Source organism: Stenotrophomonas panacihumi (genome assembly GCF_001431645.1).
GTDB classification, from domain to species: Bacteria; Pseudomonadota; Gammaproteobacteria; order Xanthomonadales; family Xanthomonadaceae; genus Stenotrophomonas_A; species Stenotrophomonas_A panacihumi.
Map to the genome: position 1 here is coordinate 1 of NZ_LLXU01000063.1, position 21,294 is coordinate 21,294.

The 21,294-nt window shown below is 66.7% G+C and carries 21 protein-coding genes, 1 other RNA gene and 1 pseudogene; 13 read left to right on the forward strand and 10 right to left on the reverse strand.

Annotated elements, in window-relative coordinates:
* Positions 1-206 precede the first annotated feature (206 nt).
* The 6 genes from ARC20_RS17875 to ARC20_RS06500 all read left to right on the forward strand — a co-directional run bounded on the left by ARC20_RS17875 (position 207) and on the right by ARC20_RS06500 (position 7,867).
* A complete protein-coding gene (locus ARC20_RS17875) occupies positions 207-434 on the forward strand; it encodes a hypothetical protein (protein WP_081418069.1) in 228 nt (75 codons plus the stop codon).
* A complete protein-coding gene (locus ARC20_RS06480) occupies positions 431-1,198 on the forward strand; it encodes an SDR family NAD(P)-dependent oxidoreductase (protein ID WP_057645962.1) in 768 nt (255 codons plus the stop codon). The genes ARC20_RS17875 and ARC20_RS06480 overlap by 4 nt, the downstream gene beginning before the upstream one ends.
* The gene (locus ARC20_RS06485; protein ID WP_057645963.1) at positions 1,195-2,400 is read left to right on the forward strand and encodes an efflux RND transporter periplasmic adaptor subunit; all 1,206 of its coding nucleotides are present in this window, start codon (positions 1,195-1,197) and stop codon (positions 2,398-2,400) included. Before ARC20_RS06480 ends, ARC20_RS06485 begins: the two co-directional genes overlap by 4 nt.
* 121 nt (positions 2,401-2,521) lie before the next feature.
* Complete coding sequence (locus ARC20_RS06490; RefSeq protein ID WP_057645964.1) at positions 2,522-5,683, forward strand: efflux RND transporter permease subunit; 3,162 nt, start codon at positions 2,522-2,524, stop codon at positions 5,681-5,683.
* A 28-nt stretch (positions 5,684-5,711) separates the two neighbouring features.
* Positions 5,712-6,446 carry an SDR family oxidoreductase gene (locus ARC20_RS06495; protein WP_057645965.1) on the forward strand — a complete coding sequence of 245 codons (735 nt, stop codon included), beginning with the start codon at positions 5,712-5,714 and terminating at the stop codon, positions 6,444-6,446.
* Positions 6,446-7,867 (forward strand): efflux transporter outer membrane subunit, encoded by a 1,422-nt coding sequence (locus ARC20_RS06500; protein WP_057645966.1) that lies wholly within the window; start codon positions 6,446-6,448, stop codon positions 7,865-7,867. The genes ARC20_RS06495 and ARC20_RS06500 overlap by 1 nt, the downstream gene beginning before the upstream one ends.
* 60 nt (positions 7,868-7,927) lie before the next feature.
* Here the strand turns inward: ARC20_RS06500 and ARC20_RS06505 are convergent, their stop codons facing one another.
* The 3 genes from ARC20_RS06505 to ARC20_RS18510 all read right to left on the reverse strand — a co-directional run bounded on the left by ARC20_RS06505 (position 7,928) and on the right by ARC20_RS18510 (position 9,649).
* The gene (locus tag ARC20_RS06505) at positions 7,928-8,908 is read right to left on the reverse strand and encodes a GGDEF domain-containing protein (RefSeq protein WP_057645967.1); all 981 of its coding nucleotides are present in this window, start codon (positions 8,906-8,908) and stop codon (positions 7,928-7,930) included.
* 334 nt (positions 8,909-9,242) lie between these two features.
* Positions 9,243-9,515 (reverse strand): hypothetical protein, encoded by a 273-nt coding sequence (locus tag ARC20_RS06510; RefSeq protein ID WP_057645968.1) that lies wholly within the window; start codon positions 9,513-9,515, stop codon positions 9,243-9,245.
* The gene (locus ARC20_RS18510) at positions 9,512-9,649 is read right to left on the reverse strand and encodes a hypothetical protein (protein WP_161809472.1); all 138 of its coding nucleotides are present in this window, start codon (positions 9,647-9,649) and stop codon (positions 9,512-9,514) included. The genes ARC20_RS06510 and ARC20_RS18510 overlap by 4 nt, the downstream gene beginning before the upstream one ends.
* A 160-nt stretch (positions 9,650-9,809) precedes the next feature.
* Here ARC20_RS18510 and ARC20_RS17880 point away from each other — a divergent pair, with 160 nt between their 5' ends.
* The gene (locus tag ARC20_RS17880; RefSeq protein WP_181360136.1) at positions 9,810-11,849 is read left to right on the forward strand and encodes a ferritin-like domain-containing protein; all 2,040 of its coding nucleotides are present in this window, start codon (positions 9,810-9,812) and stop codon (positions 11,847-11,849) included.
* A gap of 48 nt (positions 11,850-11,897) precedes the next feature.
* Here the strand turns inward: ARC20_RS17880 and ARC20_RS06520 are convergent, their stop codons facing one another.
* The gene (locus ARC20_RS06520; protein ID WP_057645969.1) at positions 11,898-12,689 is read right to left on the reverse strand and encodes an SPFH domain-containing protein; all 792 of its coding nucleotides are present in this window, start codon (positions 12,687-12,689) and stop codon (positions 11,898-11,900) included.
* Positions 12,690-12,877: 188 nt separating this feature from the next.
* Here ARC20_RS06520 and ARC20_RS06525 point away from each other — a divergent pair, with 188 nt between their 5' ends.
* Positions 12,878-14,176 carry an acetamidase/formamidase family protein gene (locus tag ARC20_RS06525; protein WP_057645970.1) on the forward strand — a complete coding sequence of 433 codons (1,299 nt, stop codon included), beginning with the start codon at positions 12,878-12,880 and terminating at the stop codon, positions 14,174-14,176.
* A 23-nt stretch (positions 14,177-14,199) separates the two neighbouring features.
* On the opposite strand, the gene ARC20_RS06530 is transcribed toward ARC20_RS06525, so the two are convergent.
* Complete coding sequence (locus tag ARC20_RS06530) at positions 14,200-14,379, reverse strand: hypothetical protein (RefSeq protein ID WP_057645971.1); 180 nt, start codon at positions 14,377-14,379, stop codon at positions 14,200-14,202.
* Positions 14,380-14,802: 423 nt separating this feature from the next.
* On the opposite strand from ARC20_RS06530, the gene ARC20_RS06535 reads away from it, so the two are divergent.
* The gene (locus ARC20_RS06535) at positions 14,803-15,012 is read left to right on the forward strand and encodes a hypothetical protein (protein ID WP_237642520.1); all 210 of its coding nucleotides are present in this window, start codon (positions 14,803-14,805) and stop codon (positions 15,010-15,012) included.
* 23 nt (positions 15,013-15,035) lie between these two features.
* Here ARC20_RS06535 and ARC20_RS06540 read toward each other — a convergent pair whose 3' ends face one another.
* On the reverse strand, positions 15,036-15,278 hold the full coding sequence (locus ARC20_RS06540) for a hypothetical protein (protein WP_146165831.1): 243 nt from the start codon (positions 15,276-15,278) through the stop codon (positions 15,036-15,038).
* A 481-nt stretch (positions 15,279-15,759) separates the two neighbouring features.
* Here ARC20_RS06540 and ARC20_RS06545 point away from each other — a divergent pair, with 481 nt between their 5' ends.
* The 3 genes from ARC20_RS06545 to ARC20_RS06555 are packed head-to-tail and all read left to right on the forward strand — an operon-like array spanning position 15,760 to position 17,081.
* Complete coding sequence (locus ARC20_RS06545; protein ID WP_057645974.1) at positions 15,760-16,044, forward strand: hypothetical protein; 285 nt, start codon at positions 15,760-15,762, stop codon at positions 16,042-16,044.
* A gap of 41 nt (positions 16,045-16,085) precedes the next feature.
* Positions 16,086-16,712 carry a hypothetical protein gene (locus ARC20_RS06550; RefSeq protein ID WP_146165832.1) on the forward strand — a complete coding sequence of 209 codons (627 nt, stop codon included), beginning with the start codon at positions 16,086-16,088 and terminating at the stop codon, positions 16,710-16,712.
* Between the two features lie 9 nt (positions 16,713-16,721).
* The gene (locus tag ARC20_RS06555) at positions 16,722-17,081 is read left to right on the forward strand and encodes a hypothetical protein (RefSeq protein ID WP_057645976.1); all 360 of its coding nucleotides are present in this window, start codon (positions 16,722-16,724) and stop codon (positions 17,079-17,081) included.
* On the opposite strand, the gene ARC20_RS06560 is transcribed toward ARC20_RS06555, so the two are convergent.
* The gene (locus ARC20_RS06560) at positions 17,078-17,356 is read right to left on the reverse strand and encodes a hypothetical protein (protein WP_057645977.1); all 279 of its coding nucleotides are present in this window, start codon (positions 17,354-17,356) and stop codon (positions 17,078-17,080) included. The two genes, ARC20_RS06555 and ARC20_RS06560, sit on opposite strands and share 4 nt — an antisense overlap.
* 1,632 nt (positions 17,357-18,988) lie before the next feature.
* Positions 18,989-19,402 (reverse strand): hypothetical protein, encoded by a 414-nt coding sequence (locus ARC20_RS18220; protein ID WP_146165833.1) that lies wholly within the window; start codon positions 19,400-19,402, stop codon positions 18,989-18,991.
* Between the two features lie 242 nt (positions 19,403-19,644).
* Between ARC20_RS18220 and ARC20_RS18515 the strand changes: the two genes are divergently transcribed.
* Positions 19,645-19,812 (forward strand): hypothetical protein, encoded by a 168-nt coding sequence (locus tag ARC20_RS18515; RefSeq protein ID WP_161809474.1) that lies wholly within the window; start codon positions 19,645-19,647, stop codon positions 19,810-19,812.
* Between the two features lie 643 nt (positions 19,813-20,455).
* Here the strand turns inward: ARC20_RS18515 and ARC20_RS18875 are convergent.
* Positions 20,456-20,722, reverse strand: a pseudogene (locus ARC20_RS18875) (Arm DNA-binding domain-containing protein); the annotation flags it as partial.
* A 164-nt stretch (positions 20,723-20,886) separates the two neighbouring features.
* Positions 20,887-21,239, reverse strand: a transfer-messenger RNA (tmRNA) gene (gene ssrA / locus ARC20_RS17890).
* Between the last annotated feature and the right edge of the window lie 55 nt (positions 21,240-21,294).

Sequence of the window (21,294 nt, forward strand, 5' to 3'; positions counted from 1 at the left end):
ATTGCCGCGTTTTCTTTCTTTTCGACGCACAACGCTGAAGTCAACGTAGAGCTGGTTCTTGTGGCGTCGGTGATGTACAAAAGAAACAGGAGGGGGGCGGGGGATTAGACCGTCTCCGGGACGATTATTCCCCTAAATCCGGACTAATCAAGTGCGGCTTCGGGGCGTAACTTGGCGCCCAGTCCAGAACCCCCTCGAGGTGCGCCATGTGGCTGCGTCGTCTACTCGGCTTGCCGCCTTCCCGCAAAGAAGCGCTGGAAGGCGCCTTTGACCCCGTTACCCTCAACGTGAATGCGCGTACGCCGCAGGCTTTTCGCGAATTCACCCCACCGCCGCAACGCCAGGGCGGTGGCCAGTTCCGGCTGGCCGCGCGTCGCGACGGCCGGTTCGGCTCGATCCGCATTGTCCCGATTCCGGGAGTAAAAGTCCCATGAGCGGGATGCTCCAGCCGGAAGTGCTGGTGCTCGGCGGGACCGGCACGGTGGGCGGCGGCGTGGTCGCCGCGCTGCTGGAAGCCGGCAGCCGCGTGCTGGCCGTGGGCCGCAGCGCCGAGCGCCTGAAGGCGCTGCGCCATCGCTTCGGCGACGCCCCCGGTCTGGACACCCTGGTCGGTTCAGTGGCCGACGACGCCGGCGCCGAAGCCCTGGCCGCGCGCATTGCCGAACGCGAGCATCCGCTCTCGGCGGTGGTCGCCAGCCTCGGCAGCCCGCTGAGCAGCGGCCGCATGATCGACCGCCCGGCCTCGCAACTGCTGCGCCGCCTGCAGCGCGACCTGCTCCCGCACCTGGCCGCCGCGCGCCACCTGCTGCCGCTGCTCGCCGATCTCGGCGGCCGCTACGTGCTGGTCGGCAGCCCGTGCGCGCTGCGTCCCTGGGCCGGCCATGGCGAAGCCTCGGTCACCGGCTCGGCCACCCGCATGCTCGCCCAGGTGCTGCACGAAGAAGCCCAGCCGCTGGGCGTGCGCGTGCAGCTGCTGCAGGTCGAAGAACCGGTCTGTGATCCGTCGAACAAGCAGCAGGCCTGCGCGGAGTGGTTCAGCCCGCTGGCCGTGGGCCGATGCGCGGTGTCGCTGCTCGCCGGGCGTGGCCAACCCGGGCAGGTGATCGTCAGTACCGACAAGAAACTCGCTTCGCAGCCGGTCGCAGGAAAGCTGGCCGGTATTCCTCTCCCCCTCTCCCTCCACGAGGTTTCCCCATGAACACGAACGCCACCCCGTTCCTGTCTTCCTTCCGCGCCCCGTTGCGCAATGCCCTGGCCGCGGCGGTGTTCGCCGCGGTGCTGGCCGGGTGCGGTTCGCAGGCCGCCGAGCAGGGCGCGCCGCCGCCGCCCGCCGTCGGGGCCGCGCCGGTGCTGGTCAAGCAGGTCTCGCAGTGGGACGAATTCACCGGCCGCATCGAGCCGGTGGAAAGCGTCGAGCTGCGTCCGCGCGTGTCCGGCTACATCGACAAGGTCAACTACGCCGAAGGCCAGGAAGTGAAGAAGGGCGATGTGCTCTTCACCATCGACGACCGCAGCTACAAGGCCGAGTTGAACCGGGCCCAGGCCGCGCTGGTGCGTGCCCGCAGCCAGTCCGAACTCGGCCGCAGCGAGGCCTCGCGTGCGCGCAAGCTGGCCGACCAGCAGGCGATCTCCACCGAGACCTGGGAACAACGCAAGGCCGCCGCCGACCAGGCCGTGGCCGACGTGCTCGCCGCCGAGGCCGCGGTGGAAACCGCGCGCCTCAACCTCGACTGGACCCGCGTGCGGGCGCCGATCGACGGCCGTGCCGGGCGCGCGCAGGTCACCGCGGGCAACCTGGTCAGCGCCGGCGATGCCGCCAGCGTGCTGACCACGGTGGTGTCGCAGGACAAGGTCTTCGTCTATTTCGACGCCGATGAAGGCACCTTCCTGCGTTACAGCCAGATGGCCCGCAGCGGCGAGCGCCCGAGCGAGCGCGACGGCCAGCTGCCGGTGCGCATCGGCCTGGTGGGCGAGGACGGCTATCCGCACAGCGGCCGCGTCGACTTCCTCGACAACCAGGTCACCCGCAGCACCGGCACCATCCGCGTGCGCGCGGTGCTCGACAACGCCCAGCGCCAGTTCACCCCGGGCCTGTACGCCCGCGTGCAGCTGCTGGGCAGCGGCGAGTTCAAGGCGGTGCTGGTGGACGACAAGGCCATCCTCACCGACCAGGACCGCAAGTACGTCTACGTCGTGGACAAGGACAACAAGGCCCAGCGCCGCGATGTCCAGCTCGGCCGCACCGCCGAGGGCCTGCGCATCGTCACCGGCGGCCTGGCCGCGGGCGACCGCGTGATCGTCGATGGCGTGCAGAAGATCTTCATGCCGGGCATGCCGGTCGACGCCAAGGCGGTGTCGATGCAGGCACCGCCGCCGGCCAACAAGACCGCGATGAACTGAGCCCGCAACACCCGTAGTTCGCGTCCCCGCGCGCCGGCCTCCCCACGAGGCCGGCGTCGGGCCGGCATGGCCGCCGATCCACGATGCGGCCCGCCGGCCACACCACCCAAGGACCTTCCCCATGGACTTTTCCAGATTTTTCATCGACCGGCCGATCTTCGCCGCGGTGTTGTCGATCATCATCTTCGCCGCGGGCCTGATCGCCATCCCGATGCTGCCGATCGGCGAGTACCCCGACGTGGTGCCGCCCTCGGTGGTCGTGCGCACGGTGTACCCGGGCGCCAACCCCAAGGTCATCGCCGAAACCGTCGCCACGCCGCTTGAAGAAGCGATCAACGGCGTCGAGAACATGATGTACATCAAGTCGGTCGCCGGCTCCGACGGCGTGCTGCAGATGACCATCACCTTCCGCCCCGGCACCGACCCGGACGACGCCGCGGTCAAGGTGCAGAACCGCGTGGCCCAGGCCAATGCGCGCCTGCCCGAGGACGTGCGCCGGCAGGGCGTGACCACGCAGAAGCAGTCGCCGACCTTCCTGATGGTCGTGCACCTGACCTCGCCCAAGGGCAAGTACGACACGCTGTACCTGCGCAACTACGCCCGCCTGCACGTCAAGGACGCGCTGGCGCGCATCCAGGGCGTGGGCGACGCGCAGGTGTTCGGTGGCGGCGACTACGCCATGCGCGCCTGGCTGGACCCCGAGCGCGTGGCCGCCCGCGGCCTGACCGCCAGCGACGTGGTGGCGGCGATGCGCGAGCAGAACGTGCAGGTCTCGGCCGGCCAGCTCGGCGCCGAACCCATGCCCGACAGCAAGTTCCTCACCCTGATCAACGCCCAGGGCCGCCTGCGCAGCGAGCAGGAATTCGGCGACATCATCCTCAAGACCGGCACCGACGGTGAAGTGGTGCGGCTGGCCGACGTGGCGCGCATCGAACTGGGCGCCGGCGACTACACCCTGCGTTCGCAGCTGGACGGCAAGAACGCGGTCGGCATCGGCATCTTCCAGGCGCCGGGCGCCAACGCGCTGGACATCCGCGACAAGGTGATCGCGCAGATGGACGAGCTGCAGGCGCGCTTCCCCGAGGACGTGAAATACGAGGCGGTGTACGACACCACCATCTTCGTGCGCGATTCGATCAGCGCGGTGGTGCACACCCTGCTGGAAGCGATCCTGCTGGTGGTGCTGGTGGTGATCCTGTTCCTGCAGACCTGGCGCGCCTCGATCATCCCGCTGATCGCCGTGCCGGTCTCGGTGGTGGGTACCTTCGCCGCGCTGTACGTGCTGGGCTTCTCGATCAACACGCTGACCCTGTTCGGCCTGGTGCTGGCGATCGGCATCGTGGTCGACGATGCGATCGTGGTGGTGGAGAACGTCGAGCGCAACATCGAGGAAGGGCTCAACCCGCTCGCCGCCGCGCACCAGGCGATGAAGGAGGTCTCCGGGCCGATCATCGCCATCGCGCTGGTGCTGTGCGCGGTGTTCGTGCCGATGGCGTTCCTGTCCGGTGTCACTGGCCAGTTCTACAAGCAGTTCGCGGTGACCATCGCCATTTCCACGGTGATCTCGGCGATCAACTCGCTGACCCTGTCGCCGGCGCTGGCCGCGCGCCTGCTGCGTGCGCATGACGCGCCGAAGGATGCCCCGTCGCGCCTGATCGACCGCCTGTTCGGCTGGGTGTTCCGTCCGTTCAACCGCTTCTTCAAGCGCAGCTCGGACGGCTACCAGGGCACGGTGTCGAAGATCCTCGGCCGCCGTGGCGCGGTGTTCGCGGTGTACATCGGCCTGCTGCTGCTCACCGGCCTGATGTTCAAGGCGGTGCCGGGCGGCTTCATCCCGACCCAGGACAAGATGTACCTGATCGCCGGCGTGAAGCTGCCGGAAGGCGCGTCCATCGAGCGTACCGACGCGCTGCTGCGCAAGGTCACCGATATCGCGATGCACACCGAAGGCGTGGACCACGCGATCGCGTTCCCGGGCTTGAACGCGCTGCAGTTCACCAACACGCCCAATACCGGCGTGGTGTTCCTGCCGCTCAAGCCGTTCTCCGAGCGCCACCGCTCGGCGCTGGAAATCAACGCCGAGATCAACCAGAAGGTCGCCGGGCTGGGCGAGGGCATGGCGTTCTCGTTCATGCCGCCGCCGATCCTGGGCCTGGGCAACGGCAACGGCTACCAGCTGTTCATCGAGGACCGCGGCAACCTGGGCTACGGCGCGCTGCAGAACGCGGTGAACACCATGCAGGGCGCCATCGCGCAGACCCCGGGCATGGCGTATCCGATCGGTACCTACCAGGCCAACGTGCCGCAGCTGGATGCCGAGGTGGACCGCGCCAAGGCCAAGGCGCAGGGCGTGCCGCTGACCGAGTTGTTCGACACCCTGCAGACCTACCTGGGTTCGGCCTACGTCAACGACTTCAACCAGTTCGGCCGTACCTGGCAGGTGATCGCCCAGGCCGACGCGCCGTTCCGCGACAGCGTCGAGGACATCGGCCGCCTGCGTACCCGCAACGACCGCGGCGAGATGGTGCCGATCGGTTCGATGGTGACCATCAAGCAGACCTACGGTCCGGACCCGGTGCTGCGCTACAACGGTTACCCGGCGGCCGACCTGGCCGGCGAGGCCGATGCGCGCCTGCTCTCGTCCACCGAGGCGATGCACAAGGTGGAGGAGCTGGCCAGGCAGGTGCTGCCGAACGGCATGAACATCGAATGGACCGACCTGAGCTACCAGCAGTCGACCCAGGGCAAGGCCGCGCTGGTGGTGTTCCCGCTGGCGGTGCTGCTGGCCTTCCTGGTGCTCGCCGCGCTGTATGAAAGCTGGACCCTGCCGCTGGCGGTGATCCTGATCGTGCCGATGACGCTGCTGTCCGCGCTGTTCGGCGTGTGGCTCACCGGTGGCGACAACAACGTGTTCGTGCAGGTCGGCCTGGTCGTGCTGATGGGCCTGGCGTGCAAGAACGCGATCCTGATCGTCGAGTTCGCCCGCGAGCTGGAACTGCAGGGCAAGGGCATCGTCGAAGCGGCGCTGGAAGCGTGCCGCCTGCGACTGCGCCCGATCGTGATGACCTCCATCGCGTTCATCGCCGGCACCGTGCCGCTGGTGTTCTCGCATGGCGCGGGCGCCGAGGTGCGTTCGGCGACCGGCATCACGGTGTTCGCCGGTATGCTCGGCGTGACCCTGTTCGGCCTGTTCCTGACCCCGGTGTTCTACGTCGCCCTGCGCAAGCTGGCCGGGCGCCCGCTGGTTTCGCATGCGCCCGAGGCGCACGCACAGCACGTTTGATCCCTATCCCCCGTTGAGGAGCAATGCAATGACTGTTTCGCAGAAGATCGCCCTCGTCACCGGCGCCACCCGTGGCATCGGCCTGGAAACCGTGCGCCAGCTGGCCCAGGCAGGCGTGCACACGCTGCTGGCCGGCCGCAACCGCGAGCGCGCCGGGGAAGCGGCGTCCAGGCTGCAGGCCGAGGGCCTGCCGGTGGACGCCATCGCCCTGGACGTCACCGACGGCAAGAGCATCGCCGCCGCCGTGGCCGAAGTGCGCGAGCGCTACGGCCGACTGGACATCCTGGTCAACAACGCCGGCATCCTGGTCGACGAGTTCGGCCGCGCGCCGTCCGAGCAGACGCTCGATACCTGGCGCACCACGTTCGATACCAACCTGTTCGCGCTGATCGCGGTGACCCAGGCGTTCCTGCCGCTGCTGAAGGCGGCCCCGGCCGGGCGCATCGTCAACGTGTCGAGCATCCTGGGCTCGATCGCGCTGCACAAGGATCCGGCCTCGCCGATCTACGACTTCAAGGTGCCGGCCTACAACGTCTCCAAGAGCGCGGTGAACGCGTGGACCGTGCAGCTGGCCTACGAGCTGCGCGACACCCCGTTGAAGGTCAACACCATCCACCCGGGTTACGTGAAGACCGACATGAACAGTGGCGAGGGTGCCATCGAGATTCCGGAAGGGGCCAAGACCAGCGTCGAGATGGCGCTGATCGGCGCCGACGGCCCGAACGGCAGCTTCAGCCACCTTGGACAGGAGCTGCCGTGGTGATGATCCGACAGGCATTGACCGTGGCCATCGCCGCGGTCGTCCTGGCCGGCTGCGCCGTCGGCCCGGACTACAAGGCCGGTCCCGCGCCCAGCGTGGTGCTGCAGGGCGCGCAGGATCCGGTGTTCAACAACGACTCGCCAGTGGGCCAGTGGTGGGCGCAGTTCGACGACCCGGTGCTGGAAGGCCTGGTGCGTGACGCGCTGGTGGCCAACCACGACCTGCGCATCGCGATGGCGCGGGTGGCCGAAGCCCGCTCGGTGTTCGTCGAGCGGCGCCTGGATCAGGCGCCGCACGTCACCGCCGAGGGCGACTACGACCGCCGCAAGCAGCCGGACCTCACCACGCCCGACGGCCAGCGCGTATTGAGCGAGAGCTACACGCTGGGCTTCGATGCGCGCTGGGAGCTGGACCTGTTCGGCCGCCAGCGCCGTGCCGCCGAAGCCGCGCGCGCCGACCTGGACGCCGAGCAGGCGGGCCTGGCCGACGCGCAGGTGACCGTGGCGGCGGAAGTGGCGCGCAACTACTTCGAACTGCGCGGCGTGCAGAAGCGCATCGAAGTGGCGAAGCAGACGCTCGTGAACCTGCGCGACACCCAGCAGCTGACGCAGACGCGCTGGCAGCTGGGTGCGGGCAGCGAACTGGACGTGCAGAGCAGCCGGGCGCGGTTGAAGGCCATCGAGGCCGACATCCCGCTGCTGGAAGTGGCGCAGGCCCAGTACCGGCACCGCCTGGCGGTGCTGGCGGGCCGGCAGCCCGACGCGCTCGACGCGCTGCTGGTGCCGAAGGCCACGCCGGCCTACGCACGGGCATTGCCGCTGGGCGACACCGCCGCGTTGCTGCGGCAGCGGCCGGACGTGCGGCGCGCCGAGCGCGAGCTGGCGGCCTCTACCGCGCGTGTGGGCGTGGCGACGGCGGACCTGTTCCCGCGCATCAGCCTGAGTGGTTTCGTCGGCTTCCTGTCCGGCGATGCCGGTTCGCTGACCAACAGCGCCAGCAAGGCGTGGTCGGTGACACCGTCGATCAGCTGGGCGGCGTTCGACTTCGGCACGGTGCGCGCGCGCCTGCGCGCCAGCCAGGCTCAGGCCGATGGCGCGCTGGCGCAGTACGAGCAGAGCGTGCTGCTGGCGCTGGAGGACACCGAGAACGCGCTGACCGCGTACTCGCGGCAGCAGTCGCGGCTGGCGATCGTGGCCGAGCAGGCCGATGCGGCGCGCAAGGCCGAGGCGCTGGCGCAGATCCGCTATCGCGAAGGGTCGGAGGATTTCCTGACCCTGCTCGACGCGCAGCGCACGCAACTGCAGGCCGACGATGCACTGGCCAACGCCGAGGCGCAGGTCAATGTCGGCGTGGTGGCGGTGTACAAGGCGCTGGGTGGCTGGCGCACGCCGGTGGAAGCGGATGCACCGGTGGCGATGCGCTGACCGCGCGTTCCATTGGCGTAATGAAAAAAGCCCCGGTGCGGATGCGCCGGGGCTTTTCTTTTACAGGTTGTCGGCGATGCGGTAGTTGTCGCGGCCGTTGTTCTTGGCCAGGTACAGCGCCGCGTCCGCGCGCGAGAACCAGTCCTGCCAGTGGGTTTCGCCGGCATGCCGGGCCGCGCCCAGCGAGACGGTGATCTTGCCGCCCGGTCCACGCAGTGCGCCGCGGATCGCCTTGCGCAGGCGCTCGGTGGCCAGTTCCAGTTCGGCCAGCGATTCCACCCGCAGCAGCACCACGAATTCCTCGCCGCCGAAGCGGAACACCTCGTCCTCGCCACGCACCTCGAAGCGCAGGATCGTCGCCAGGTCCGCCAGCGCGGCGTCGCCGGCGGCGTGGCCGTAGAGGTCGTTGATGTCCTTGAAGTGGTCCAGGTCGAGGATGATCAGCCCGTTCAGGCGCTCGTGTTCGCGACGCTCCTCGATCTGCCGGGTCAACGCGCGCTCCAGCATGCGGCGGTTCGGCAGGCCGGTCAGCGCGTCGAGCGAGGCCAGTTCCTCCAGGTGCACGCGGTCGTCCTGGATGCGCATCGAGAACGCCAGGCCCAGCACCAGGGTCAGCAGGCTTACCGCGATCACCGACACGCCCTGGCCCACGCTGGTCAGCAGGCCCGGCAACAGCAGCGGCACCAGCACCAGCGGCACGTTCATCAATACCGCCCGGCGCGGTTCGCACAGGAAGTAGTTGACCATGATCGCGGGGAACAGCCAGGGCAGGGCGGTGTCGCCGCTGAAACTGCACGCCAGCAGGCAGCCGGCGACGTTGATCGCCGCGATCCAGAGCCCCTGCTGCCCGGCACGCGCCGCGCGGCGCATGCGCCAGCCACGGAAAGCGGCCAGCACGCCCAGCAGTGTCGCCAGTCCCGCGCCCAGCAGCTCGCCTGCCCAGGCCAGGGCGGCGGCGTACAGCAGCAGGGAGATGGCAGTCATCGGGGCCAGTACCCGGTGGGTACCGGCCCGGAAATCACGCCGGAACTGAACGATCACGTCGCGTCTGGGTCCACGAGGCTCACCGGGTCATCGACCATGGAGAGACAAAGTTGAAACGGCCGTTGCCGGCAGCGGGCCACGCCTCGGGCCAGCGGCCATCGCGCGGGGCAGGCAGCATCATGCCGCCGGCCGACCACCTTGGCCGCCTCTGCCTGTGAAGCATGGAGGAGCGGCGCCCGCCCGTCCCCGACCGGCGCCTTCCGGACATCGCAGCCTGGGCCGGATATCCGCCGCCGATTGTAGCCATGGCGGTGCCGCCGCGCCTGCCCGGCAAGGTTCACGGTCATGGCGGGTTTCGGGAAATCAGCAACGGCAAGCTGCGAACAACGGTTCAGCCGACGACGGGCGGGGGCGGCGGCTCCAGGCCGGCGGCGAGGAGCATCTGTTCGCCCCGGCAGCGCACGTGTTCCTGGTCGTCGGGCGAGGCGATGCGCACCAGTTCGGCGATCCGGGCCTGGAAGGCACCGTGGTCGAAAGAGGCGGCGTCGGCGGTGCCGCGGACCGGCAGGGTCTGCTCCAAGGCATGCAGGTCGGCGTCGAGTTGGGCGCGGGTGGGCATGGTCGTCGGCGCGGGCGGGCCGGTGGCGCCGCCCGCGGCACTCATTCGCGCGGGACTTCCTCGCGCGGCACGTCGGCGCCGGGCTTGTTGCGCTTGGTGAACGCGCGCGTCACCAGGAACACCACCGTGCCGACCAGCGCCACCACGGCGACCAGGAACAACCAGGATCCACCGGTCATGACCATCTCCCTCCGAAAAGCGTATTGCAGTACGCATAGGGCACCAGATGGGCGGTGACGCGGGCGTGCAGGCACGGCGCGGCATTCATCCGAACGTATGCGTGGGCAGGCGGCGCGGACGCAGGCACACTGGGTTCCTGGCCCAAGCCGAGGGATTGCCATGCGCCAAGAGATTGCCGTGCCCACCTCCCGCGAACAGCTGTGGGGGCTGCTGGCCGAGGCGGCGGAGATCGAGCACCACCTGATGTGCTGTTACCTCTATGCGGCCTTCAGCCTCAAGGAGCATGCCGGGGAAGACCTGCAACCCGACGAGCTGGCGGCGGTGGTGCGCTGGCGGCAGGAGATCCTCGGCGTGGCCATCGAGGAGATGGGCCACCTGGCCACGGTGTGCAACATCCTGTCCGCGCTGGGGGCGCCGGCGCACCTGGCGCACCAGAACTTCCCGGTGGCCCCCGGCTACCACCCGGCCGGCGTGGTGGTGAAGCTGACGCCGTTCAACCCGCAGACGCTGGACCACTTCATCTACCTGGAGCGGCCGGAAGACAGCACCCTCACCGACGGCGCCGGCTTCGAACCCGCTCGCGATTACCAGCGCGACAGCCGCATGGACCGGCTGATGAGCGTGGCCACCGACTACGCCACGGTGGGCGAGCTGTATCGTTCGATCAACCTGGGGCTGGAACAGTTGGTGCGGACGCTCGGCGGCGCGCAGGTGTTCATCGGCGACCCGGCGCACCAGCTCAGCGCCGAAGTCGCGCGGCTGCCCGGCCTGAAGGTGGTGCAGTGCCTGAAGACCGCGCAGATCGCCATCACCGCGATCGTGGAGCAGGGCGAAAGCGCCGCCGCCGCGCAGGAGGCCTCGCACTACCAGCGCTTCCTCGCCATCCAGCGCGAATACCAGGCCCTGCGCGAGGCGCGCCCGGCCTTCCGCCCGGCACGCATGAGCGCGCACAACCCGGTGATGCGCCGGCCGCCCACGCCGGAAGGCAAGCTGTGGGTGACGCTGGAACCGGCCGCCAGCCTGATGGACCTCGGCAACGCGCTGTACAACCACAGCCTGCGCTGCCTCTCGCTGGCCTACGGCGGCGTGGATGCCGCCACGCAGCGCGTGCTGGTGCAGTCGAGCATCGACCTGATGCACGTGCTGACGCCGGTGGCGACCTGCCTGGGCACGCTGGCCGCCAGCCCCGAACTACCCGAGGCGACCGCGGGCATCAGCTTCGCCACCCTGCGCGACGCGGCCGCGCTGCTGCCGGGCGCGGCGAGCCTGGACCTGCTGATTGAGCGGCTGGAGGAAATACGCATGCGCTGCGGTGAACTGGTGCCGCGCCATGCGGAGATCGAGCCGCTGTTGCAGGCGACTTGCAAGGGACTGGCGCGCACCGTGGAGCGGTTGGCGCGGGCGCGCGATGCGGCAGCCGAGCGCGCCGATGCAGCGGACGCTGCGCCGGCTGATGGGGTTGCGATGGCGGTGCCGGCTGCCGCAGCGGTCGCGGCGCCGGCGGCAGTGCCGGCTGCGGCGGCTGCATCCACGCCGCATGCGATCCCCGAACCGATCGACGAAGGCCACGGCGTGCAGCGCATTCCCGGGCCGCATGTCGACCTGATCTACCACGGCGCGCGCTGCATCCACGCGCGCCACTGCGTGCTCGGGCTGCCGGGCGTGTTCAAGGCGAATGTGGAAGGCCCGTGGATCGATCCGGCGGCCGCCAGCGTCGAGGAACTCGTCACCATCGCGCACCTGTGTCCTTCCGGTGCGATCGGCTACCGCCGCCATGACGGCGGCGCGGAAGAAGCGCCGCCGCCGGTCAACCTGGTGCAGTTGCGCGAGAACGGCCCGCTCGGCCTGCGCGCGCAGATCGTGCTCGACGGCGAAGCCATCGGCATGCGCGCGGTGCTGTGCCGATGCGGCGCCTCCAAGCACAAGCCTTTCTGCGACGGCAGCCACAACGACATCCACTTCCAGGCGACCGGCGAGCCGGCGACCATCGCCTCAGAACCGCTGGCGCAGCGCGGCGGCGTGCTGGAGATCGAGGCGGAGATCAACGGGCCGCTGTCGGTGACCGGCAACCTGGAAATCTGCTGCGGCACCGGGCGCACGATCAACCGCGTCAGCAGCACGCGGCTGTGCCGCTGCGGGGGATCGGCCAACAAGCCTTATTGCGATGGCACGCATCGCCGGATCGGCTTCCGCAGCTGAGCCTGCGGCGGGCGAGGGCGTCATGGTGCGACGCCCCCGCTGTGCGCATCAGTGCGCGACCACGCTGGTGCCCGACGGCACCATGTAGCACGCCTTGGCTTCCTTGCACGCGCTGGCGTTGAGTTCGGCGATCTGGCTGGCCAGGTACTGCTCCGGCGTCAGGCCCATGCGGTTGCGGTAGGCGTTGTCGGCATCGGCCTTGGCGACCTGCTCCTGCTCGCGCTGGCGCTCGGCGTTGGTCGCCTCGGCCAGCGTCTTGACGCGCTGCTGCTGGGCGGCGGTCAGGTTCATCTGCTCGAGCACGTTCGCGTTCGGGCGCGCGCGGCCGAGCGTGATGTTCTGGATCTCGATCGGCAGCTGCTGTTCCTTCACCAACGCACGCACGCTGGCGGTGACCGCATCGTCGATCTGCTTGGCGGTTTCCGGGTCGCTCATCATCCGCGTCATGTCGTAGCGCTTGACCTGGTCGCGCACGATCGCCGCGTACTGGCTGGCCACGTTGTTCTGGAACCAGTTCTGGCCGAAGCGCGAAAGCAGCAGTGCCGGGGCCGTGATGCGGTATTGGATCTGGGTGGAGAAGTCGAGCAGGATGTTGTCGCTGGAGGAGAAGTCGTCGAAGCCGACCTGCACCGTCTGCGGCGTCACGTCGATGTAGATCTTGTCGGTGGTGAACCACGTGTACGTGCGGCCGGGGTTGCGCACGTCGTCCAGGCGCACGCCGCCGTTGCCGAACACCAGGGGCTTGTCGACCAGCACGGCCTGCTGCCCGGGCTCGGGGGAGACGGCGGTGCAGGCGGACAACGATACGAGCAGGGCGGCGGTCAGCAACGGGTAACGCATGGTCTCTCCATGAGGCGATGTGGGCGGTCCGTGCGGGAAGGCAGGGGCGCGCGACGGCGTCCCGAGCCGCTCCCCAGCGGCCGGGACAGTGTCGCAGGTCGGTGGTTCGCGCGCACCGGCATGCCGTTGGTCACATTGACACCCGACGCGGTGGCCGCCGAAATGGCGCCATCGATCGGGAGCACACCATGGACAAGGCGGTTGTCGCGCTGCTCGGCGCGATCCTGATGTACGGCGGTTCGGCGCGCGCGGCGGAGACCTGGATCCTGCGCACCGAGATGTGGGGAAACCCGGCGTTCTCGACATTGCAGCTGGAGGCGAAGGGTGACGCGACGACCGGCACGCTCGACGGCGATGCCGCGCGCGGCAGCTTGCGAGGCGGGCGCTTGCGCCTGGCAGTGGAGGATCGCGCGCGCGACCAGTACGACCTGCGGCTGCGCGGCGACAAGCTCGAAGGGCAGGTGGACAGTGCCGACCCCAACGATGGCCAGCGTCGCGTCACCCATCCGGTCACCGGCTGGCGCCTGCCCGCCGCGCCGGCGTCACCGCGCACGCTGACGTACACGCCGCAAAGCTGGTCCAACACCTTCGATGCGGACCGCCGCCCCGAGATGGTGATCTGGCCGGGCGACATCGTGCATACGCGCACGCTGGATTCCGGCGGTGTCGACGCACAGGGCGTGACCCGGGCGCTGTTCGGCAATCCGCAGAATGGCCCGTTCTTCATTGCCGGCGCCGAGCCCGGCGACACCGTGGCCGTGCATATCCGCAAGCTCGCGTTGAACCGCGACTACGCCGACAGCCTGGACAGCGTCGTCGGCCGCGCACTCGGCAGCAGCCTCGTGCCGCAGGCCGGCGAGTTGGGCAAGCCGGTGCGCTGGAAGCTGGATGGCGGGCAGGGCGTCGCACGCCCGGAGCATGCGGAGGGCACGCTGGCCGATTTCGCCGTGCCGCTGCGGCCGATGCTCGGGGGGCTGGCCCTGGCACCGGGCTTCGGCGCACCGGCGATGTCCACCGGCGATACCGGGCGCAGCGGCGGCAACATGGATTTCAACGAAGTCATCGAAGGCAACACCGTCTACCTGCCGGTGCAGCAGCCCGGTGGCCTGCTGTACCTGGGCGATGCGCACGCGCTGCAGGGCGATGGCGAGACCTCGCAGTACGCGCTGGAAACGTCGATGGACGTGGAATTTTCGGTGTCGATCATCAAGGGCAAGGCGATCAACATGCCGCGGGTGGAGTCACCCACGCAGATCATGGTGCTGGGGCAGGCGGGGTCGCTGGATGAGGCGATGCGTTTCGCCAGCACCGGCCTGCTGCAATGGCTGCGCGAGGATTACGGCATGACGCTCTCGCAGGCGGCGCAGGTGCTGGGGTCCGCGGTGCATTACGACGTGGCCAACCTGGCCGGGCGCAGCGTGGGGCTCTCGGCGCGGGTGGACAAGAAGCTGTTGCCGGCTTCGCGGCGTGTGGTGAGTACGGACTGAGGGGCGTCGCGCTTCGGCGGGCTTCAATCCACCCGGTTGGCGTCGTAGGCATCGCGGCCTTTCTGGGTCAGGTCGATGTCGCCGTCCTCGCCGAACTGCGCATAGCCCTGCTTGACGGCCCAGTGCGCCTGTTCCTCCGTCACGGCCTTGCCTTCCTTGATGCCGGCGAGGATCTGGTACTTCTGGTCGTGGGTCGGTTCCATGAGGGATCTCCAGTGGGGAGAGGCACCACGATACCCATTCGCCGTGAGGGCGCTGTCGCCGGGGGGGGGCGTGAGGCTTTCCTCACGACGATGGCGCGGGCGTGGGAATACGGTGTGGACATTGTCCGCGCCATCGGACTGCCAGCCAGTTGAAGGCATGACGCCTGCACCTGCCGATTTCCCCATTGCACAGGTGCCCCATGCCACCACGAGACCGAGACTTCACCTCCGACAGGGTCATTCCCGCGCGCCTGGGCGGGGATGAGCTGAGTGCGGACATCCACCGGTTCCTGCGCGCCGGCGGCGAGATCGAGCGGTTGGGTAATACACCGGTGCGCAGGGCCGCGGAATCCGTGCACGCGCGCTGGCGAAGCAAAGCCCCGTCCGGGGTGGCAGATGGAACGTAGATCAATCGCCAGCGGGTTGAGCGCTCGCAATGAGGTCGTGGAAGTGCGCGGGAAGTACGTCATCCATCGCTACTGCTTCAGTGAGCATGCGCGCTGCGATTTCCACGTGGCCGGCCCGGGGCTTCGTCACGTTGTTTTCGACGTGGAGCCGCAGGACGTGGAGACGGTGATCGGCCAGTGCCGTGCGTTGATCGATGGGGTGGCGGGCGCTGCGCGCGGGGTCTAGCGATGCGGTGTTGCGGGACGGGTTTACCCGGCGAGCTGGTCTCTCAGCATCATGAATGACACGCCGAAGCAGAGGACGAGGTAGAGGCACCAGGAGAACACGTGCCCCCAGAACTTCGTTTCATCATCCTTTCGGTGATGCATCCCCATGAAGTGCCCGTCGCGGATGACGTCATGGCGAATGGCCCGGATGATCTCCCGCAGGCACCAGAAGCCGGCGGCAAAGCCGATGCACATGAACACCCACTCTTCGCCCGGAAAAGACACGACGTCCCTGCCTCCCATTGATTGTGTGCGTCAGTAGTGGCCAACCCCGCCGCTTCCTGACCGTCGAATGCGTTTGCCGAGCCGCGCCACTCCCCCAGGTCGGTGGCGTTCCCGTGCTGGGCGGACTGTACCTGAATCAGTTGGCGCTGATGAGATGTTCGCGCGCGCAAGCCGTCGCGCGTAAAGAGGCCGGAAACCCTGCCATCGGCAGATGTTTCCGGCCGCCGGGACGGTAGATGCCCCCAGTGATGCCCCCGGCCAGCAGTGGCACCCGCGGTTCGAGTGAGCCAAACCTCAAGGCCAGCTGGCCAAGCCGCTGGCTCGCCCTAGGACTTCGGCATCATGGCTTCCATTATCTTGTCGATGCTGAAGCTGGCGGCGCGTGCCCGCGGAGGGAATTCCTTGAAGCTCGAGAGCCATTCGGCCAGCATCGGAGGTGCTGCGTAGAGCAGGAAGTTCTGCTGCAGGAACCAATCGCCTGATGCCGGCCGGATTGCAAGCCTGGGACGCGGCCGGAAACCTCACGGTTGATCTGACCACGCGCCTGTCGCGCCTGGTCGGCATTCGGTATATCGGGGCGGGGGAAAGTGGCTCGGTGACGGTTGATGCGTCGCTTGGGGAGCCGTGGGCGATTCCGGTTCCCCGGTCTTACCCCACCGGCTGCTGCCACAAGATCACGATCAGCGGCGGTACCATTTCCTTCGCACCCAACACTACCTCGCCCGGTCTGCAGACGGACGCGGACCTGTATTACGGGGTGCGCTGATGCCTGTTGGCGTCCAAGTAATGGCCCAGGACGGCAGCAGCATGCTGCAGATCGACGGCAGCTACCAGAACCTGCATCAGCGCAGCAAGGGAAGCGCCAGCGCCACGACCATCTACTTTCCGCTGGCCGGCGCGAATGTCAGCTACGTGGCCGTGCAGTTCGGTGGAGGCTTCAATCGCCGGCCGCTGGTCGCCGTGCGCTCCGGCTCGCTGGTAGCGATGGGCAACCCGCAGCAGAACCCCGATGGCTCCTGGTGGGCCTATTTCTATGTTCGGGCGGACGTCGGCGCGACCTTCGACTGGTATGCCTACGACACGCTGGCGCCGGCCGAGCGCGGCACGTACGGGCTGCAGGTGATGAACGCGGCCGGGGAGGTGGTGTTCGATTCCACCTGGAGGGCCATGCGAGTCGTGGGCATCGTTTCGAACGATGGGATCAGCGGTGTGACCTACAGCCTCCCGGCCGGGCGCACGTATGCGGTTGCGATGAATCCCGGCGGCCGTGCCATCCCCACCGGCCCGAGCGCGGGGGTCGTGCAGAGCTTCGGCGCATCCGTGAGTAGCGGCACGATCAGCGTATCCCCCTTTCAGGTCGCCACCATCGCCGGCGCGGCGTCGGCGGCCAACGGTCCGGTCTCCGGAATCATTCTCGACGTCACCAACTACTGAGGGAACGCCATGATCACCATGCAGGGCCTGGGCACCACCACCGAGCTGGTCGCGCCGAACATCGCAGTGAAGTGGAACCCGACAGCGGCCACCGCGGAGCAGCTGGGAACCGTAGATTTCGCGATCGAGAAGATCGTCACCCGCGATGGCAGCGACCCGCTGTTCGTGGTCTCGCGCGACTTCGTCAGCGTGATCAGTGCGCAGATCGCCGACCTGCTGGCGGCGGATTACACCGTCACCGACCCGGCGACAGGCGAGCAGGCTGTCGAGCCGGGCTGGAAGCTGATGGCGATGATCAAGGCGGTGGTTGACCACCGGCTGCAGCTGGCGGGCGCAGAAGAGGCTTTGCCGCAGGTCGCTGAAGATTAAAGGCAGCTAGCCAGCTGCGGGTCGAGCGGGCCGCGCGTCGTGACGCGCGCGCCGGCGCCATCGCTCTCGATCTTCATCCCGATGGGCGCTTTCGGCCAGCCGCCCTGGGCCTCGACGCCGCCGTAATAGCGGGGCGTGAACCGCTCGGCGACGCAGGCACGCACCTCGGCCTCCGGACGGCTGGTCGGGTAGGTGTAGACACCCTGGGAGGGCGAGCGGGTGGTGACGCAGCCGGTCATGGCCGCAGCGAGCATGAGCAGGGCGAACGATCGCATGGTTCCTCTCCGTGAGGTTGAGCGGCCACCGTAGCCGCCGGACGTCCCGGTCCTCGCGCAAATCTTCGCCGACCCGGCGGGAGAAGGTTCCCGCCACACGGCCTCCGGAAATACGTTCGAAATGACAGGTCACCGCACATGCGGCGACCTCCATTGGTTCTCCCGGCCATGCACGGAGCCACCGCCAAGGCCTGCGGGGTCACTCAGCGGGTGGAGGCCGGTAAGCTAACCTGGCGCACAGCGCCGGCGACGCGGTGGGATCGATGCCGTATCCCCGGAACTGTTTGCTGGCGCCGCTGGAAAAGCAACGCGTGGTCGTCGCCTGGGGCAGCCAGTACTTAGTCGACGTTAGCATCCAGCAAGCGGTTACACTTGCGTCGATCCCGACCGGCGCGAGCGGGGTTCTCTGATGACCCACCAAGGACTTCAGATGAGGGTTTCGTCACGTGGCATAGAGCTGGCCGGAGTAGCTTGAACGCCGTTGTTTATCATCGTCCAGCTGAAGGCGTCCGCGCCTGCACCTGCCACTCGCCTTCTCTGCAGGTGCCAACTTATGCAGCCCCCGGAACGTAATTTCACGACGGATCGAGTTATCCGCCCATGCCTGACTAGTGCTCAAGTTCTCGCGGATTTGGAGCGATTCCAATCTGCTGGCGGCGTGCTTGAACGGCTAGGAAATAACCCTCTTGGGGGGCAATTTCTCGAAGTGCGGATGCCTGCATCGCACGATGCTGTAGCTGAGTCTGGTGATGGATCTTGATCTTCTACTAGGTCGTCGCGGTGCAAGGCACAGAGTGATTGAGCTTCGCGGGGAATATGCAATTCATCAGTACGTTTTCCCAGATCTGCAGCAAAGTGACTTTCTTGCAGTTGGCCCTGGCTTCCGTCACGTCGTCTATGACGTCAGTGCCGACGATATAGAGGCGACTCTCGCCAGATTGCGAGCGATCATTGATGACAGGCAACGGCCGAATTAGCCGCTAGTGCTCTGTGTACAGCGTGTCGGCCTTGCCCATCTTGAGCTAGCTGATGGAAATCGCGACAAGTACAGGCCGAGGCCGCGTAGTTCGTAACACGTCTTCCGCTGGAGCCTCTAGTTAGGGCTTCTCTTTCTTGGATTGGCTCTCCAGCACCTGCCAACAGCTCTCCGCAACGCAATCGACCTGTCGAGAAGTCGCACGTACCCTGACCATATATTCCACCTGTCTTCGGTAACGTTGTGTCATCTGAGGGCGCGTTCCGTTGCAAGAGAGGTAGGAGTCGCAGGCCGCGCGGATTAGGGGGGCAATATCCCGTTGGAACACCAGGTCTCCCAGCTCTCCACGCGTATGCTTCTCGCGCCAGTATGAGGTCATTGAATCAACGTCGACGACGACGTGGGAACGGTCTTCCATTGGTCAATATCCTTGGCGAAATCGCGCTATACGAATACGGATCTGGCGGAGAAGTTCGCTCTCGGAGACTTTCGCGGCGCGGTAGCCTTCCGGCTCATCATTTGCTGGAGCGCTACGCCTTTGGACAATGTCCTCAAGGTCTTGCAGCATCGCTTCGATTCGCAGTTCCGGGGGGGCATGGTTGCTCCAGTTACGGTAGTCTTGGATATTGCGAATAGTGCTCAGGTGCCATCTATGGTCACAGGTGTTTGGCATCGATGAAGTCGCGTGCCAAATGGCAGCCCAGATCCAAGGCTGCATTCATTCCCATGCAGACCGGGAGATGACCTGCGGGAACGGGGATTCGATCAACGTCGACTCGATGGATGAAGGCTTCTGATCCTTCGCGAAGCCAAACCTCAACCGAGAATTCGCTCCCGTCGTGCCGGCCTTCAATGGAGCGCTTCTCCAAGATCAGAGTGGTGAAGCTCTTGCTGACGGGATCATGTCCATTGGGGGGAGTGATTGTCCGCTGATCGCGAGTTCTCGGCGCGGTGGCTGCCGTCTCAATCTTCTCTGCTTCACTGCCTTGGCACTGAAATGTGCTGAGGTCATGGTCGAGTTGATTGAAGGAATGGAGTGAGGCATTAAGGCGGCTTCTGGGCGGTTGCACGTTGATCTCCGGTGGCGTGGGGCGATATGACTGGTTGTCTTAGATTGCCCACGCTGAAGATCGCTCCGAGCGTCTCCATGAGTCGGATGGCCGGAACTGGCAAGGGTAGGGTTCGGGTCGACCCTACTCTCTATTTGCGTAATAAGCGAATGGCATTGATATCCCAGTCCGTGCCTCACTCCCTAGTAACAGCATCGAGAGCATGTTGCGGGGGCGGTGATTCCATCGCGTAGGAGTAGATGATGTCCAGCAACGAGCAAGGTCGCCAAGGTCAACAGGGTGGGAATCCTGGCGTGAGCGACTCTGAAAAAAAGGGGCCGCAGCAACAGAATCAGCAACTGCCCAGCGAAAAAGACAAGGACGGCAAGCAAGAAAAGCGAGACCAGAACGAGCCGCATAAGGCGGTTTGAGGTCTTTGATTGAGTACGCGAGGGGTGCGCTTTTTGCGCATCCCTTCGTACATTTGCTGGAGTACAAGATGCTCAGACAGGCCGCTGCTCAAGCGCTTATGGGGCAAATAGTCCACCAATTGCGCCTTCCCGCCATAACGACGATGGCGCCATGCAAGCGGTGCGGAAGTTCTAGTCCTGGTGGGCAGCTCTGTGCGAACTGCCTATGCGATGACTTGGGTCAGCTAATAAGAAATCATGCAGCGGCAAGGCGCTGGCTGGACTCTTTGAAGAGAATCTCGTTGGATCAGCAGGCTGTGATCAGTTGCGCAGGTGCCGCGCAGCCGTGGCGCCATCCATGAAGTTCGGCGGCCCTAGCAGGCCGTCGAGATCACCCTGCAGACGGGGGCTTCGAGTGGGCGCCTAAAATGGCGTTGCACTTCTTGACCATCTTCATAATCTCATCCTCATCGAGTCGGCCGCTCAATTCCGAGCCGTCGCACGCGTGGATATCCTTGACCATGCGGAGCGAGTAATCCGTCCCGAAGCCGACATAGGCAATCCGACACACGGCAATGGTGACCAGAATGGCTACCGGAACCTTTGAGGTCAGGATCTCCGACACGTATCCAAGCACGGCGCTGCTCCATCGTGGTTTGTGAAAAGCACGCGCCGACTTCTGCTGGCTCGGGTCGACCCCTTGGGCGGGCAACTGGCGCGCTTCGTCACGTCGCTGGCGGGCCAAAGCCAGCGGCACCTCGGGGTAGGTTCCGAGAGAGATCAGCTTCTCCTTGCCAGCGACGCGGTATTTGAAGCGCCACCATCGGCTGCCGGTAGGCTGAACGAGGAGGTATAGGCCGCCACCATCGGCGAGCTTCTGCGGGCGCGCGGTGGGTTTTGCGCGGCGAATTGCGAGATCGGAAAGCGGCATTGGGGGTAACAGGGCGCTAGGGTAGGTGAGTTACCCCAATATCTACCCCCACCGTCTCGCGGATTGATACGTTCGCGCCCGCACCGCGTCGCACATAAAAAAGGCCGGAAACCCTTTAAATCAAGGTGTTTCCGGCCTCTCTCGGGCCTCCTCGGCCCTTGCATTGGTGGAGGTGGGCGGAATCGAACCGCCGTCCGAAGGCTCTCCATCCCCGGCACTACATGCTTAGCTCACCGTTGAATCTCGCCCCGGGACAGCACGATGTGCAAAGCGCATCCCGGAGCCAGCCCGCTTTATTTAACCCATGGCTGACAGGCAGCCACCACAGGCGGTTCCGTGATGATGACCCTACGTCGCGAGCACGGACACAAGCGATTTCGGGGCTTAGGCCTTAAGCGGCCAGAGCGTAGTTGTCGTCGTTGGCAACTATAAGTTTGCGGCTGGATTTACGAGGAAAGCTGCCCCCTCGGCATGCGCCAAGCGACTTCGCGACCCCCGTCGAAACCAGTGCACCCCCGGGGATCAGCGTGAAACGCTGACAGGCACAGTGTAGGGGTGGGGCAGGGGGTTCA